Origin of the sequence: Streptomyces sp. Y1 (assembly GCF_041053115.1) — a bacterium.
Classification (GTDB): Bacteria; Actinomycetota; Actinomycetes; order Streptomycetales; family Streptomycetaceae; genus Kitasatospora; species Kitasatospora rubellomurina.
This window is the reverse complement of sequence record NZ_CP163445.1, coordinates 474,513-489,407: the sequence shown is the minus strand read 5'-3', so window position 1 is coordinate 489,407 and position 14,895 is coordinate 474,513. Positions and strand designations below refer to the sequence as shown.

General features: G+C 75.9%; 12 protein-coding genes. 10 read left to right on the top strand and 2 right to left on the bottom strand.

Annotated elements, in window-relative coordinates; translation table 11 throughout:
- Window positions 1-69: 69 nt before the first annotated feature.
- The 7 genes from AB2U05_RS01935 to AB2U05_RS01905 all read left to right on the top strand — a co-directional run bounded on the left by AB2U05_RS01935 (window position 70) and on the right by AB2U05_RS01905 (window position 8,834).
- Entirely contained in the window at window positions 70-636 is a 567-nt protein-coding gene (locus tag AB2U05_RS01935) for a Uma2 family endonuclease (RefSeq protein WP_369182216.1), read from the top strand.
- Window positions 637-754: 118 nt separating this feature from the next.
- On the top strand, window positions 755-3,232 hold the full coding sequence (locus tag AB2U05_RS01930) for a SpoIIE family protein phosphatase (protein WP_369182215.1): 2,478 nt from the start codon (window positions 755-757) through the stop codon (window positions 3,230-3,232).
- A 110-nt stretch (window positions 3,233-3,342) separates the two neighbouring features.
- Window positions 3,343-4,998, top strand: a complete 1,656-nt coding sequence (locus tag AB2U05_RS01925) for a sensor histidine kinase (protein ID WP_244178769.1) — start codon at window positions 3,343-3,345, stop codon at window positions 4,996-4,998.
- A 102-nt stretch (window positions 4,999-5,100) separates the two neighbouring features.
- A complete protein-coding gene (locus tag AB2U05_RS01920; protein ID WP_369182214.1) occupies window positions 5,101-5,769 on the top strand; it encodes a response regulator in 669 nt (222 codons plus the stop codon).
- Between the two features lie 626 nt (window positions 5,770-6,395).
- On the top strand, window positions 6,396-7,193 hold the full coding sequence (locus AB2U05_RS01915; RefSeq protein ID WP_045696498.1) for a transglycosylase family protein: 798 nt from the start codon (window positions 6,396-6,398) through the stop codon (window positions 7,191-7,193).
- Between the two features lie 187 nt (window positions 7,194-7,380).
- On the top strand, window positions 7,381-8,133 hold the full coding sequence (locus tag AB2U05_RS01910) for an SDR family NAD(P)-dependent oxidoreductase (protein ID WP_369182213.1): 753 nt from the start codon (window positions 7,381-7,383) through the stop codon (window positions 8,131-8,133).
- A 98-nt stretch (window positions 8,134-8,231) separates the two neighbouring features.
- The gene (locus AB2U05_RS01905) at window positions 8,232-8,834 is read left to right on the top strand and encodes a TIGR03086 family metal-binding protein (protein WP_045696501.1); all 603 of its coding nucleotides are present in this window, start codon (window positions 8,232-8,234) and stop codon (window positions 8,832-8,834) included.
- 16 nt (window positions 8,835-8,850) lie between these two features.
- Here AB2U05_RS01905 and AB2U05_RS01900 read toward each other — a convergent pair whose 3' ends face one another.
- Complete coding sequence (locus AB2U05_RS01900) at window positions 8,851-9,315, bottom strand: (2Fe-2S)-binding protein (protein WP_045696503.1); 465 nt, start codon at window positions 9,313-9,315, stop codon at window positions 8,851-8,853.
- A gap of 95 nt (window positions 9,316-9,410) precedes the next feature.
- The gene (locus tag AB2U05_RS01895; RefSeq protein ID WP_369182212.1) at window positions 9,411-11,804 is read right to left on the bottom strand and encodes a molybdopterin cofactor-binding domain-containing protein; all 2,394 of its coding nucleotides are present in this window, start codon (window positions 11,802-11,804) and stop codon (window positions 9,411-9,413) included.
- 456 nt (window positions 11,805-12,260) lie between these two features.
- Between AB2U05_RS01895 and AB2U05_RS01890 the strand changes: the two genes are divergently transcribed.
- The 3 genes from AB2U05_RS01890 to AB2U05_RS01880 all read left to right on the top strand — a co-directional run bounded on the left by AB2U05_RS01890 (window position 12,261) and on the right by AB2U05_RS01880 (window position 14,825).
- Window positions 12,261-13,517 carry an MFS transporter gene (locus tag AB2U05_RS01890; protein WP_369182211.1) on the top strand — a complete coding sequence of 419 codons (1,257 nt, stop codon included), beginning with the start codon at window positions 12,261-12,263 and terminating at the stop codon, window positions 13,515-13,517.
- A gap of 79 nt (window positions 13,518-13,596) precedes the next feature.
- Window positions 13,597-13,974 carry a nuclear transport factor 2 family protein gene (locus AB2U05_RS01885; protein ID WP_045696505.1) on the top strand — a complete coding sequence of 126 codons (378 nt, stop codon included), beginning with the start codon at window positions 13,597-13,599 and terminating at the stop codon, window positions 13,972-13,974.
- Between the two features lie 128 nt (window positions 13,975-14,102).
- Complete coding sequence (locus AB2U05_RS01880; RefSeq protein WP_369182210.1) at window positions 14,103-14,825, top strand: DsbA family protein; 723 nt, start codon at window positions 14,103-14,105, stop codon at window positions 14,823-14,825.
- Window positions 14,826-14,895: the final 70 nt, after the last annotated feature.

Here is a 14,895-nt window from a genome sequence, read left to right as displayed (position 1 = left end):
CTCACCCTCCGGGTGCACTACGGTGGGTCTCAGAGCACCGGCCCGCCAGCGACTCAGGGGAGGTACGCAGTGACGGCCGAGATGATCGCACCCGAGTGGATGCACCGGCAGATCACCAGCGAGGAGTACGACTCCTGGACCGCGGAGCAGTGCGCGGGCATCGAGATCGTCGACGGGATGGTGGTCGTGAGCCCGAGCGCGTCGAAGCGGCACAACAGGCTTGCGCGGATCCTGGCGAACGCCCTGGACGAGGCGGGCGGCTCGGAGTGGAACGCCGACACGGACTTCGACGTCCGGCTGCAGGACGTGCCGCTCAACAACCGCCGCCCCGACGTGGGGGTCTATCGCGCGGACACGATCGACAAGTCGCCGACCAGACCCGAGGACGTGCTGCTGCTCGTCGAGGTCGTCTCGCCGGGCTCGGAGACCACCGACCGGGTGGTCAAGCTCGCCCAGTACGCGCAGGCCGGGATCCCCTTCTACTGGCGGATCGAGCAGGCGGTCGGCCGGGTGCCGGTCGTCCACACCTACGTGCTGGACGAGGCGAGCCGGGCGTACCGGGCGGGGGAGCTGTTCGCCGGGCGGGTGGCGGCCGTGGTGCCGTACCCGGTGGAGGTCGACCTCGGCTCGGTGTGAGGGCCGGGTCCGGGGGGTCGGGGCGCCCGGTGTGTCGGGGCGCGCGGGGCGGGGTGGGACTCCCGGGGCGCGCGGGGCTCGTCTTGACACCGTTCCGGGCCCGGCGTAGCAAAAGAGCATGCGCCATCCGCATCCGACCGGCGGGGCCGGGGACCCCGCCGGCGGGGCCGGGGACGCCGCCCCCGAGCGGGACGACCTGCTCGCGGACGCCGCCCGGCGCGCGCTCGGCCGCACCGGGGCGTACGGCGCGATGGTGTACCTGCGCTCGCCGGACCGCCGCTCGCTGCTGCTCTGCACCATCGCCGGCGTGCCGCTGTCGATCATGAGCCCGTTCCGGCGGATCGCCGCCGCCGGGCCGCTGCCCGTCGCGGTCTGCTTCCGCACCGGCCGCACGATCGCCCTGGCCGACACCGAGGACACCATGCGGCGCTTCCCGCAGCTGGCGGTCGGCCTGCCGTACGACTACGCGAGCGCCTGCGTGCCGGTCGGGGCCGGCGCCGAGCCGTTCGGGGTGCTCAGCGTGCTGTGGCCCGCCGCCGAGGAGGGCGTGTCGGCCCGGGCGCGCCGCCGGCTGGCCGCCGTCGCCGCCGAACTCGCGGACGGGCTGTCCAAGCTGGCGGCCGCCGGGCAGCCCGTGGAGCCCACCGGGGACGCGCCCGTGGTGGAGCTGGCGCCGGCGGCCCCGCCGGCCACCCGGGTCGGCCTGTTCGACTGGAACGTGGCCACCGGCGCGCTCGCCGCCGACGCCCGGTTCTGCGAGATCTTCGGCCTCGGGCCCGACGAGTTCGACGGCACGGTGGCCGCCCTCTCCGCCCGGATCGCCCCCGGTGACCTGGCCGGCTTCCGGGCCGCCGCCCGCACCGCGCTGGCCGAGGGCGAGGTGCTGGCCGCCCGCGTCCGGGTGCTCGGGCGGGACGGCCACCCGTACCCGGTGGAGCTGTGGGCCCGGGTGCCCTCCGCCATCTCGGACGGCCGCACCCACCTGGTCGGCGCCGTCCTGGACGTCCGCACCCTGACCGCCGCCGCGGCCGCCGTCGAACGGCTGCGCGAGGGCGTCTTCTCGCTCGACCCGGACGGCCGGATCGGCTACGCCAACCGCGGCATCGAGCCGCTGCTCGGCGTCCGCCGCGAGGACCTGGTCGGCCGGCACCCCTGGGACGCGCTGCCCTGGCTCGCCGACCCCTTCTACGAGAACCGCTACCGGGCCGCCCTGCTCTCCCAGCGGCCCACCGCCTTCCTCGCCGCCCGCCCGCCGGCCGGCTGGCTCGCCTTCTCGCTGTACCCCGACGCGCACGGCGTCACCGGCCGGGTCGTCGCCGCCGAGGCCCCGCCCGGCGCCGCCGAACCGGCCGCCGCCCCGCCGCCCGCCGTCCACGCCTCCTCGGCCGGCCTCGGCGGCACCCACCACCTGCTGCAGCTCGCCAGCGCGCTCACCGAGGCCGTCACCGCGCGCGACGTCTGCCGGGCCGTCGCCGAGCAGATCCTCCCGGCCTTCGGCGGCCAGGAGCTCGCCATCTACGTCGTGCGCGACAACCGCCTGCACCTGGTCTCGCAGAGCGGCTACCCGGACGGCTTCCTGGACGGCTTCGAGGCCACCCCGGTCGGCGCCCGCGTCCCCGGCGCGGAGACGCTCAGCGCCGGCACCCCGATCTTCTTCGAGTCGGTGCGCGAACTCACCGCCGCCTACCCCGGGTTGGCGATCGACGAGATGGGCGCCTGGGCGTTCCTGCCGCTCATCGCCTCCGGCCAGCCGATCGGCAGCTGCATCCTCGGCTTCGACCGGCCGCGCGTCTTCACCGCCGAGGACCGCGGCCTGCTCACCGCGCTCGGCGGCTTCATCGCCCAGGCGCTGGAGCGGGCCCGCCTCTACGACGCCGAGTTCGCGCTCGCCCGCGGCCTCCAGCAGGGCCTGCTGCCGCACCGGCTGCCCGGGATCCCCGGCGTCCGGATCACCGCCCGCTACCTGCCCGGCACCCAGGGCATGGAGATCGGCGGCGACTGGTACGACGCCATCACCACCGGCGGCGACCTCACCCTGGTGATCGGCGACGTCGAGGGGCACAGCGTCGCCGCCGCCGCGGCCATGGGCCAACTGCGCAGCGCCGTACGGGCGTTCGCCAGCGGCGGCGAACCCGCCGGGCAGGTGCTCGCCCGCACCAACCGACTGCTGCTCGACCTCGACCCCGGCCTGCTCGCCAGCTGCTGCCTGGCCCGCCTCACCCCGGCGGACGGCACCCTGCGGATCGCCCGCGCCGGCCACCTCCCCCCGGTGCTGCGCCACCCGGACGGGCGGGCCGAGGTGCTGGACGTGGCCGGCGGGCCGCTGCTCGGGGTCGACGAGCGGGCGGAGTACCCCGTCACCGAACGGCGCCTGCCGCCGGGCGGGCTGCTCGCGCTGTACACCGACGGACTGGTGGAGGACCCGGCCGAGGCGATCGACCAGGGCGTCGAGCGGCTCCGGGCCGCCCTGGCCCGCGGCGGCGGCGCGGGCGCGGGCGCGGCCGGACTGGAGGCCCTGGCGGGCCGGCTGCTGCGGGAGGTCGGGCCGGTGCACCGGGTGGACGACGTGGCGCTGCTGCTGACGGCGACGGACTGAGCGAGGGCGCGCGGCGCGCGGCCCCGCCCGGCGAGGGGGCGACTTTCGTCGGTGCGGGCGACGACGAAGGGGGACGGCCGTCCGGCGGACGGGCCCAGTAGCCTCGACGGGTGAATGCGATCGCGCGGGCCTGGAAGAGAGCGGTACGGAAGGCGCTGCCGGGCCCCTGGCGGCCCCGGCGGGTGGTCGGCGAGGTGCTGCTCGCGGTGCTGCTGGGCACGGTCGCCGCGCTGCTGGAGGTGGCCGCCGACTCGGGGCTGGAGGTGCCGTTCGCCCTGGGGACGGTGGTGCTGTTCGTGCTGCGCCGGGCCTTCCCGGCGTCGGTGCTGCTGCTCACCGCCGCCGCGACGGGCTGTTCGGCGGGGCCGTTCCCGTTGCTGGTGTTCGCCGGGTGGGCGGCGGGGGCGGGGATCCGGGCGGTGTGGCGGCTGGTGGGCACCTTCGCGCTCGGGTGGCTGCTGTTCACGGTGACGGGCGCGGTGAAGGACGCTGGTTCGGCCGCGCCGAAGCTGATCGTCGGACTGTCGCTCGGTTTCTTCCTGCTGGTCGCCGTGCTGCCCGCGCTGTGGGGCCGCTACCGGGCGCAGCGCCGGGCCCTGCTGGACGCGCTGCGCGAGCGGCGGGAGCAGCTGTCGCGCGAGCGGGTGATGGTGGTGCACCAGGCGCGGCTGCGCGAGCGGCACCGGATCGCCCAGGACATGCACGACAGCCTCGGCCACCAGCTGGCGCTGATCTCGGTGCATTCGGGCGCGCTGGAGGTGGACCGCACGCTGACCGAGCGGCAGCGCGAGGCGGTCGGTGTGCTGCGGCAGGCGGCGGTCTCGGCGATGCGCGAGCTGCGCGAGGTGGTCGGGGTGCTGCACGACGAGTCGACGACCCCGCCCCCGGCGGTGGGTCCGGCGGCGGGCCGGGGCGGGGTGGACGGGGTCGCCGGCCTGGTGGACGCCTCCCGGGCGGCCGGGGCGGCGGTGGACTTCACGACCGAGGGCGAGCGGCGCCCGCTGGCGGCGTCGGTGGACCAGGCGGCGTACCGGATCGTGCAGGAGGCGCTCACCAACGCGCACAAGCACGCCCCCGGCGCGCCGATCGCCGTCGCGCTCCGGTACGAGCCGGACGCGCTGGTGGTGGAGGTGACGAATCCGCGCGCGCCGGAGCTGGTGGGCGCGCGCGCCGGCGCGGGCGCGGCGGTGAGCGGTGGGCAGGGGCTGGCCGGGTTGCGGGAGCGCGCCCGGCTGGCGGGCGGCATGGTGCACGCCGGGGCGACGCCCGAGCAGGGGTTCCGGCTGGCGGCCGTCCTCCCGTACGAGGGGGCGGAGGGCGACGGCGGGGCCGGCCCGGCCGGTGCGGACCCGGACGACTGGCTGTACTCGGGCCTGCCGGAGGTCGGCGAGGAGGAGGGCCGCCGGCGCAGCCCCGCGCTCGGCTGCGCGGTCGGCGTGGTGGGCGTCGTGATCACCGTGCTGGCGCTGCTGGTCTGGGGCGTGGTGGCGTTCCTGCAGGGGACGAGCGACGCGACGGTCCGCAAGGCGCTGTACGACGAGCTGCAGGTCGGCATGCCGGCGGGCGAGGTGCAGGAGCGGCTGCCGAAGGGCAACGACTTCTTCACCGGCGACTTCCACCACAGCGGGCCGACCCCGCCGGAGGGCGCGCGCTGCCGCTGGTTCCTGTCCGGCGACCAGAGCGCGGACTGGCGCGAGGACGAGGTGATGCGGTTCTGCTTCAAGGACGGCGTGCTGGTGGAGAAGCAGGACTTCGTCGTGCGGTGACGGCCTGCGGGCAGCCCCGGGGCCCGGGTGGTCGGGCGGCCGGCCCGGGGATGTGAGGATGGGGGCAGCAGCCGAATTTCCGTTCGAGGGGAACGACCAGCCGTGATCCGAGTCCTCGTCGCCGACGACGAGCCGCTCATCCGCGCCGGGATCAGGATGATCCTCGGCTCCGCCGACGACATCGAGGTGGTGGCGGAGGCCGCGGACGGCCGGGAGGCGTTGGAGCTGGCCCGGGCGCACCGGGTGGACGTGGTGCTGCTGGACATTCAGATGCCGGTGATGGACGGGCTGACGGCGCTCGGGGAGCTGGCGAGGGTCGCGCCCGGCGCGCGGGCGCTGGTCCTCACCACCTTCGGGGAGCGCGAGAACGTCCTGCGCGCCGTGACCGAGGGCGGCGCCGGCTTCCTGCTCAAGGACACCGCGCCCGGCGAGCTGATCCAGGCCGTCCGGGCGGCGGCGGGCGGCAACGCCTTCCTCTCCCCGGCCGCGACCCGGCACATCGTCGACTCGCTGGCCGCCGGGCGCGGCGGTACGGCGGCGGCGCGGGCGGCGCGGGCCCGGCAGCGGCTGGAGGTGCTGACCGGGCGTGAGCTGGAGGTGCTGGAGCTGCTCGGGGAGGGGCTGTCCAACGCGGACGCGGGGGCGCGCATCCACATGAGCGAGGCGACGGTGAAGACGTACGTCAGCCGGATCCTCGCCAAGTTGGGCTGCGACAACCGGGTGCAGGCGGCGCTGCTGGCCCGGGACGCCGAACTCGGCGGGCGCGGCTGAGGGCTCGATCGGCGCCGGCACGCGTCGGCGCCGGCACGCGTCGACGCCGGCGGCGCGGCGGCAGGTGTCCGAGCGGAGCCGCGCGACTGCGGAGAGTGTTCGAGGTGGCGTAGGTCACTTGGTTGCGGTGTGTAGCCGGGAAATCGCGGAGCGATGGTGACGGACCGTCAGTGCGCGGTTGCCGTGGGTGGAGCGCGCGGCTCGTTCGACGGGCGCACGGGTGTGAGTGAACGCACGGGAAATGACCATGTGATCTTGTGAAAGCAGTCAAATGCGGTCGAACCGGGCGCAGTTTCTTGATCGATACCGCCGGTAACAGTCAACTGACCTGCGGCTTTCAAGAATTGCTTGCCGCCCCCGGGGGCGGCCCGTAGCTTCTTCTGCGGCGCAACGAGCGCCACCCGGGTTCACCCCGACGCACGGCCCGCCGACTAGCACCCGGCGCGAGGGCCGTGCCCGCCGACAGGACCGGCTCGAACAGGTCGTCGGCGAGCGGAGGTGGCCGGGGCGGCACGGCACGTCCGACACGTGCCCGGCCGCCCATCGAGTGAGGCGAGCGGAAACGACCGGCCCATGTCCCGGGCCTGGTTCCGCATGCCTGCCCGGGGTTCGTCGAGAGGACCTACATGACTCCCCGTCACGAGACCGCCGCTGCCACCCCCGCCACCGTCACCAAGCGCAACCGCGTGCGGATGGCGGTCGTCGCAGGCGCCGCCGTCGCGGCCCTGCCGGTGGCCGGCCTCGTCACGGCCACCTCGGCCTCCGCCGCGACCACCTCCACCTGGGACGCCGTCGCCCAGTGCGAGAGCGGCGGCAACTGGAGCATCAGCACCGGCAACGGCTTCCACGGCGGACTGCAGTTCACCCCCTCCACCTGGGCCGCGTACGGCGGAACCGCGTACGCCCCCCAGGCGAACCAGGCCAGCAGGGCGCAGCAGATCGCCGTCGCGGAGAAGGTCCTCGCCTCGCAGGGCCCGGGCGCCTGGCCCGTCTGCTCCGCCAAGGCCGGCCTCACCAAGGGCGGTGCCCCCGCCGCCGTCGACACCTCCGGCAGCGCCTCGGACGGCTCGGACGACGCCCCGGCCAAGCCGGCGGCGAAGCCCACCGGCAAGGCCGCGCCGAAGGCCAAGGCGAAGCCGCAGGCGCAGGAGCCCAGGCACGCCGCGCCCAAGGGGCAGCCGTCGAAGGCCCAGGCCCCGAAGGCGCAGACCCCGAAGGCCCAGGCCCCGAGCACCCAGGCCCCGAAGAGCGAGCGGCCGACGAACGGCGCCGCCACCGGCGGATACACCGTCAGGAGTGGCGACACGCTGAGCGACATCGCGGCGAAGTTCGGCGTCGACACCGTCAGCCTGTACAGCAGGAACGCCGCCACCATCGGCGCCGACCCGGACCTGATCTTCCCGGGCCAGACCCTGACCGTCTGACGCCGCCCCGCATCGGCCGCCGAGCGGCCGCCCCTGCCCGGGGCGGCCGCTTCGGCGTGCGCGGGTGGGGGCCTGCGCCGGCCGGTGGTCGACGGTCGAACGCGACGTCCGATTGTCGCCGGAACTTCCGCGCGCCCTGATCGAGGATCGAGTCGGATCAGCGAACGGCACGAGGAGTTCTGCGGAGATGACGACAGAGATGACGACGATGAACGGCAAGGTGGCTCTGGTGACCGGCGGCAGCCGGGGGATCGGGGCGGCGATCGCGCTGCGACTGGCCGAGGACGGCGCCGACGTGGCGCTCACCTACCGGGGCGGGAGCGAGCGCGCCGAAGCGGTGGTCGCGAAGATCGCCGCGATGGGCCGGACCGCCCTGGCGGTGCGCGCGGACGGCGCCGACGAGGCGGCGGTGCGCGGCGCGGTGGCGGCCGTGGTCGAACGGTTCGGCCGGCTGGACGTCCTGGTGAACAACGCGGGCGTCGGCGCGGTAGGGCCGATCGGGGGGACGGCGGTCGAGGAGATCGACACCCTGCTGGCGGTGAACGTCCGCGCGCCGTACCTCTTCGCCCGGGCGGCCGCGCCGCACCTGGCCGAGGGCGGGCGGATCGTCACCATCGGCAGCTGCCTCGCGCAGCGGGTCGCCTTCCCCGGCGCCGTGCTGTACGCGACCAGCAAGGCGGCGATGACCGGCCTGACCAAGGCGCTGGCCCGGGAGCTCGGCCCGCGCGGGATCACCGTCAACCTCGTCCACCCCGGCCCGATCGACACCGACATGAACCCGGCGGACGGCGACTCCGCCGACTTCCAGCGAGGCTTCACCGCGCTCGGCCGCTACGGCGCGCCGGCGGAGGTCGCGGGCGCCGTCGCCTACCTGGCCGGCGAGGACGGCCGGTACGTGACCGGCGCGGAGCTGGCGGTGGACGGCGGGTTCGCCGCCTGAACCCGGTGGGGCGCGGTGTCGTGCCGGGCGGCTGTCGGCGTGCGCGCTTACGATCGCCCGGCACGGCCCGTCCCCCCACCGATCGAGAGGTGTGCCCCATGACCGCAGCGGACGACCCGATCGACCTGCTCTCCCGGGCGCTCGCGCAGACCGCCGGGCTGATCGACGGCACCGGCGTCGAGCTGGCCGCCCACCCGACGCCCTGCCGCTCCTGGGACGTCGGCGACCTGGTCAGTCATCTGCTGTTCGACCTGCGGCAGTTCACCGTCCGGGCGCGCGGCGGGCAGCCGGACTGGTCGCAGCCCTTCGAGCGGGTGGAGGAGGACTGGCTGCACGCCTTCGAGGCGGGCGCGGCCGAGCTGGTCGAGGCCTGGCGCGCCGCCGGTGATCTCACCGGCACGCTGGAGGTCCCCGGCGGCACGCTGCCCCGGCGCTTCCCGGTGGACCAGCAGATCGCCGAATTCGCCGTCCACGGCTGGGACTTGGCGCGGGCCACCGGCCAGTCCACCAGCGGACTCGACCACGAGGTGGCGGCCGCCGCACTGGCCTGGGCGCACGGCGCCCTCAAGCCCGAGTACCGGGGCGACGAGGCGGACCACCACGCCTTCGGCCCCGAGGTCGCGGCGCCCGAGGACGCGCCGCCGTACGACCGGCTGGCCGCCTACTTCGGCCGCGACCCGCAGGCGCCGGTCTCGGCGTAGGCCCCGCCCCCGGGTGTCAGGCCCGGGGGCGCCGGGCGGCGGCCAGCTTGATGGCCGCGCGGATGCGCGGATAGGTGCCGCAGCGGCAGATGTTCTGGATCCGGTCGATGTCCGCGTCGGTCGGGTTCGGGGTGCGGCGCAGCAGGGCGACGGCGGTCATGATCTGGCCGGGCTGGCAGAAGCCGCACTGGGCGACGTCGCAGGCCAGCCAGGCCTCCTGGACGGGGTGGAGGGTGTCGCCGGTGGCCAGGCCCTCGATGGTGGTGACGCTGCGGCCGGCGCAGTCCTTGACCGTACGGGTGCAGGGCTGGAACTCCTCGCCGTCGAGGTGGCTGGTGCAGGAGCGGCAGACTCCCACGCCGCAGCCGTACTTGGGGCCGGTGACGCCGAGTTTGTCGCGCAGCACCCAGAGCAGCGGCATGTCGTCGGGGGCCTCGACGGTGACGGGCCGCCCGTTGAGGACGAAGGTGTGGCTGGGCATGGGTGGTGGCCGTCCTTGGGATCCTTGGCGCGAGGGCAGGGGGTAGGCGTCAGGGGGGTGAGGCGTCCGCAGGTGAGGCGTCGGATCGCGAGGTGTCAGAACGCCAGGGGGAAGGAGCGGGGGCTGGTGCCGGTGGCGCGCGCGTAGGCGTTGGCGACGGCGGCGCAGGCGGCCGCCACCCCCAACTCGCCCGCGCCGCCGGGCGGTCCGCTCGGCGGCAGCAGGTGGATCTCCACCGCGGGCGGGGTGTCCCGCTGCCGGGCGTACCGGAAGTCGGCGTAACTCCCCTCCCGTACCGCGCCGTTGTCGATGTGGTTGCCGGCCCGAAGGATCACCGAGATGCCGTCGACCAGGGTGCCGGTCAGCTGGGCTTCGAGGCCTCGGGGGTCGATCGCCCGGCCGACGTCGACGGCGCACACCGCCCGGGTCACCCGGGGGTCGGCCCGGTCGGTGGCGTCGAGTTCGACGAGGTAGGCGACCCGGCCGCCGTTCTCCTCGTGGTAGCCGACGCCCTGGGCCTGTCCGGGGGGCATCGGCCGCCCCCAGTTCCCCTTCTGGGCGACGGTGTCGAGGACGGCCCGGCCGAGCGTGCCGCGCAGCCGGGCGCGGCGGAAGGCGACCTCGTCCTGGCCCGTCCGGCGGGCGAGCTCGTCCATCATGATCTCGTCGGCGACTCGGACGGTGCCGGAGTAGACGGAGCGCCAGCTGCCGGTGGGCATGTCGAGCGCCACCTCGGCGAGCAGCTGGGTGGGGACGCCGACGTCGTACGGGTTCTTCTCGGTGAGCAGGAAGAAGCCCTGGGCGAGGCTGAGCCCGGCGAGCGAGAGGTCGAACCCGGCTCCGGTCAGGGCCTCGCCGAGGCCGTGCCCCAGGTCGGTGCGGACGGTGGCGGCGCGGTGCTCCCAGCTGAGGACCTGGCCGAGCGGGCCGTAGGTGGCCCGGACGCGGTGGTGGCTGGCGGGGCGCATCCGGCCGTGCCGCATGTCGTCCTCGCGGGTCCACATCAGCTTGACCGGGCGGCCGGCGGCCCGGGAGACCTGGGCGGCCTCCAGCGCGGCGTCGAAGAACAGCCGGCGGCCGAACGAGCCGCCGCCGCGCACCACGTGGACGGTCACCGCGCCCTGCGGCAGGCCGAGTTCGGCGGCGATCGCCTGCTGGGCGACGATCGGCGCCTGCGCGGCGAACCACACGTCGGCGCGGTGGGGCCGGACGTCGGCGACCGCCGTCAGCACCTCCATCGGGGCGTGGTTGACGAAGGCGAAGTCGAACTCGCCGTCCAGGTACGGGGTGAGCAGCGGCGGCAGCAGGAACGGCGGGTGGGCGTCGCGGAGCCGGGCCCGGATGTCGGCGCCGGACAGGTGCGCGACCGGGCCGGGGTGCCAGGTGGTGCGCAGGGCGTTCCGGGCCTTGAGCGCCTGGTCGAAGGTCTCGGCGAGGACGGCGACGCCGCTCGGGATCCGCACCACGCCCAGCACCCCGGGCATGGCGCGGGCGGCGGAGGCGTCGAGGCTCGCGAGGGTGCCGTTGATGGTGGTGGGGCGGGCGACGACGGTGGGCACGGCACCGGGGATCCGGAGGTCCCCGGTGTACGCGGCGCGGCCGGTGACGATGTCGCGGGCGTCGATCCGGCCGGTCGGCGTGCCGACGACGCGCAGCCGGTCGGGGGGCTTGGGGGTGACGGGCACGGCCGGCACGGCCACGGCGGCCGCCGCCGCGGCGAGTCGGCCGAAGCCGACCCGCCGGCCGTCCGGGGCGAGGACGGCGGAGTCGGCGGTGCGCAGGGTGCCGGCGGGGAGGTTCCAGTGCTGGGCGGCGGCGGTGACCAGCCGGGCACGGGCGGCGGCGGCCGCGGCGCGCACCGGCTCGTACAGCGAGCGCACCGAGGTGGAGCCGCCGGTCAGTTGGTTGAACAGCAGCTCGGGGCGGCCGTCCGAGAGCGGCACGTCCACGTCGGTGAGCCGGGCGTCCAGCTCCTCGGCGACCAGCATGGCCATCGCGGTGGTGAGGCCCTGGCCGACCTCCAGCCGGGGCAGGGTCAGCACGGCCCGTCCGGCGGCGGTGACTTCGAGCACCAGCAGGTGGGCGGTGGGCAGGCAGGCCAGGGTGATGGCGTCGCCGAGGTCGACGACGTCGGGGATGCCGGGCAGGCCGAGCAGTTGCGGGGGCGCGGTGGCGGCGGCCGCGGTGCGGGCGGCGGTGTTCCGGACGGCGGCGGGTGCGCTCGCGGGCGCGGCGGCGTCGAGGCCGATCCGGGCGGCGACGGTGAGGGTCGGCGCGGCCAGCAGGTAGGTGAGGAAGCGGCGGCGGCCGGTCGTGGGGGCCTCGCCCGGCCGGCCGCCCTCGTCCGAGGGGGCGATGTCCGAGGGGGCGATGGAGGTGCAGATGGGAGGGGCCCTTCGCGCGGGTGGCGGCGCCGGCTCGGGCGGGCGCGCGGGCGGGTGTGCGGGCGGCGCCGGCCCCGGTGCCGGATCGCGAACGCCGTCGAGCATAGGGCACTACTGACGGGTCACCACGGGCTCCGGCGGCCCTCCGCAAGGGGCGCGGACGGGTGCCTCGCGCGCCCCCGGCGGACGGTTCGGGGCGGGTACGGACGGCACGTCCGGGGCGCGGGCACGGCCGCGGAAAGCCGGGGCCGCCGCGGCCGGTGCCGGGCGGCGGCGCCCGGCCCGGCCAACCCGGCGCCGTCGCACGGGAGTTCACCACTCGCCAGGTGGTGCGGCGGACGACCCGCAAGTGGACCAGGGAAATCCAAGATCACTGGACCTGTTGCGCGGTCCATTCGGGCCCTAGGGTGGGTCCGACGTCGTTGGGGGCCGACGCGAACGGTTGCGCACGCCCGGCCCGCGCGCCGCCCGCCCGTCCGCCCGCTCACCCGACCGCTCGCCCGTTTGCCGATCCGCCCGGCGCCTCCCGTCCGGCCGGAGAAGCCGGAGAACAGGAACGAAGTGCCGAACCACAGCACCGCCCGGTTCACCCTGCTGCCGCCCGCCGGACCCCAGCGCACGCTCGCCGCCGCCCAGTTGGCGAGCGCGGTGGGCGACGGCGCCTACTACACCTGCTCCGCGCTCTACTTCACCCGCGTCGTCGGCATGTCGGCCACCGCCCTCGGCGCCGGCCTCGCCGTCGGCTGGGCGATCGGCTCGGTCGCGGGCGTCCCGCTCGGCCACCTCGCCGACCGCCGGGGCCCGCGGCGCACGGCCGTGGCGCTCGCGCTCGGCGCGGCCGCCGTGGTCGGCGCGTTCCTGGTGATCCGCTCCTTCCTGCCGTTCCTGCTCGCCATCTGCCTGTACGCCACCGCGCAGTCCGGGCTCGGCGCCGCCCGGCAGGCGCTGGTCGCCGGCCTGGTGCCGCGCGCCGAACGCACCGGGCTGCTCGCCCACCTCCAGTCCACCCTCAACGGCGGCCTGGCGGTCGGCGCCGCCATCGGCGGCATCGCCCTCACCATCGGCACCCGGACCGCCTACCTCGGCGCCTTCGTCCTCACCGTCCTCGGCCTCCTGGCCGGTGCGCTGCTGCTCCGCCGACTGCCCGAAGTCCCGCCCGCGCAAGCGGAGTCGGGCCCGGGCGCCGGCCCGCGCCTGGCCGTGCTGCGCGACCGCCGCTACGCCGCCGTCACCGCCGTCAACACCGTGCTGCTGCTGCGGATGCCGCTGCTCAGCCTCATCTTCCCGCTGTGGATCGCCCAGCGCGCCCCCGGGCTCGGCTGGCTCGGCTCGGCGCTGTTCGTGCTCAACACCGTGGCCGTGCTGCTCTTCCAGGTCCGCGCGGCGAGCGACGTTATCGGGCTGGACTCGGCGGTGCGGGCCGTCCGCTCGGCCGGCGTGCTGCTGCTCCTGTCCTGCGTGGTCTGCGGACTGTCCGCCCTGGACGTCCCGGTGTGGGCGATCGGCGCCCTGCTGGTCGCCGGGGCCTCGCTGCAGGTGGTCGGCGAGATGCGGCAGTCGGCCGGCTCCTGGCAGCTCGGCTTCGACCTCGCACCGCCGGAGCGCATCGGCCAGTACCAGGGCTTCTTCAACACCGGCGTCGCCGTCGCCCGCACCCTCGGACCGCTGCTCCTCACCACCCTGCTGCTCGACGGCGGCCTCGCCGGCTGGCTGGCCTTCGGCGGCGTCTTCCTCGCCGCCGGCTACGCGATGGGCCCGATCGCCCGCTGGGCGGCCCGCGACCGCGACACCGTGGCGGTCGCCCCGGCCGGGGTGTAGCGCGGAGTCGGCCCGGCCGGCCCGCAGTGGTTCGGGCTCGCGGGACGATCGCACGCGCAGCGGCTGGTATGACTGGGGGATGCAGGAAGAGACGGCACGCACCGCGATCGACACATTCATCTCCGCGTTCAACGCCTCGGACGACAGCTATGTGACTGCCCTGCTCGCCCAGGCCCTGACCTCGGACGTGGTCTTCTGGGGGCCGTTGGGCCGCAGCGAGGGAATCGCGGCGGTCGAACGGTTCGTGCTGGACATCCGGCACCACCCGGCGGGGACCGGCACGATGGCGCGCTGTTCGGCGGTGGACATGCCCGACGAGTGGGCCCGGTACCGGTGGGCCTTCACCACGCCGGACGGCGGCCCCCGCCTGACGGGAACGGACGTCGTCCATCTGCGGCGGAACCTCATCGACCAGGTCATCGTCTTCGCGGGGGAGATCGAGCCGTCCGCCTCCTGAGCCGTGCGGGGCCGGCACCGGGCCGCCCGCACCTGAACATTTCAGGACGAGAAATATTCAGCCCGTCGAGCGTGTTGTGCCCCGAGCCGGCGCGGGAGGTCCGCGCGGGACGGAAGGAGTGCGGCGCCGTGCGTGTCGAAGTGTGGAGTGACATCAACTGCCCGTGGTGCTACATCGGCAAGGCGCGGTTCGAGCGGGCGCTGGAGCGCTTCCCGCACCGGGGCGAGGTGGAGGTCGTCCACCGCTCCTTCGAGCTGGACCCGCGCGCGCCGCACGAGGCCCGGCCGGTCATCCCGCTGCTCGCCGCCAAGTACGGCATGAGCCTGGAGCAGGCCGAGGCCACGGAGGCGCGGATCGCCGAGAACGCGCGCGGGGAGGGCCTGCCGTACGCGGGCGGGCGCGACGCCGCGAACTCCTTCGACATGCACCGCCTGCTGCACTTCGCGAAGGAGCACGGCCGGCAGGGCGAGCTGCTGGACGCGCTGTACCGGGCCAACTTCGCCGAGGAGCGTTCGGCGTTCGAGCCGGGGCGGCTGGTCGAACTGGCCGTCGAGGCGGGGCTGGACGGCGAGGCGGCGGCCGCCGTGCTGGCCGACCCGCAGGCGTACGCGGACGCCGTGCGCGAGGACGAGGCGACCGCGAGCGCGATGGGTGCGACCGGGGTGCCGTTCTTCGTCCTCGACCGGCGCCTCGGCGTCTCCGGCGCGCAGCCCGCGGAGACGTTCGCCCGGGCGCTGGAGCAGGCCTGGGAGACCCGGGTGCCGGCGCCGCTGACCCTGGTCGGAGAGGGCGCGGGCGGTACGGACGGCGCGGCCTGCGGCCCGGACGGCTGCGAGCTGCCGCAGCGCTGACGCCCACGCTGACGCCCACACGCGGACGGGCGGGTGCCCCGGGCCGGGCCGGGCCGGAAACCCGGTGGCC

Excerpts from the sequence above, each read along its gene's own strand:
- AB2U05_RS01930 (WP_369182215.1), top strand. The coding sequence starts at position 755 with ATGCGCCATCCGCATCCGACCGGCGGGGCCGGGGACCCCGCCGGCGGG.
- AB2U05_RS01915 (WP_045696498.1), top strand. The coding sequence starts at position 6,396 with ATGACTCCCCGTCACGAGACCGCCGCTGCCACCCCCGCCACCGTCACC.
- AB2U05_RS01910 (WP_369182213.1), top strand. The coding sequence starts at position 7,381 with ATGACGACAGAGATGACGACGATGAACGGCAAGGTGGCTCTGGTGACC.
- AB2U05_RS01905 (WP_045696501.1), top strand. The coding sequence starts at position 8,232 with ATGACCGCAGCGGACGACCCGATCGACCTGCTCTCCCGGGCGCTCGCG.
- AB2U05_RS01900 (WP_045696503.1), bottom strand. The coding sequence starts at position 9,315 with ATGCCCAGCCACACCTTCGTCCTCAACGGGCGGCCCGTCACCGTCGAG.
- AB2U05_RS01895 (WP_369182212.1), bottom strand. The coding sequence starts at position 11,804 with ATGCTCGACGGCGTTCGCGATCCGGCACCGGGGCCGGCGCCGCCCGCA.
- AB2U05_RS01885 (WP_045696505.1), top strand. The coding sequence starts at position 13,597 with ATGCAGGAAGAGACGGCACGCACCGCGATCGACACATTCATCTCCGCG.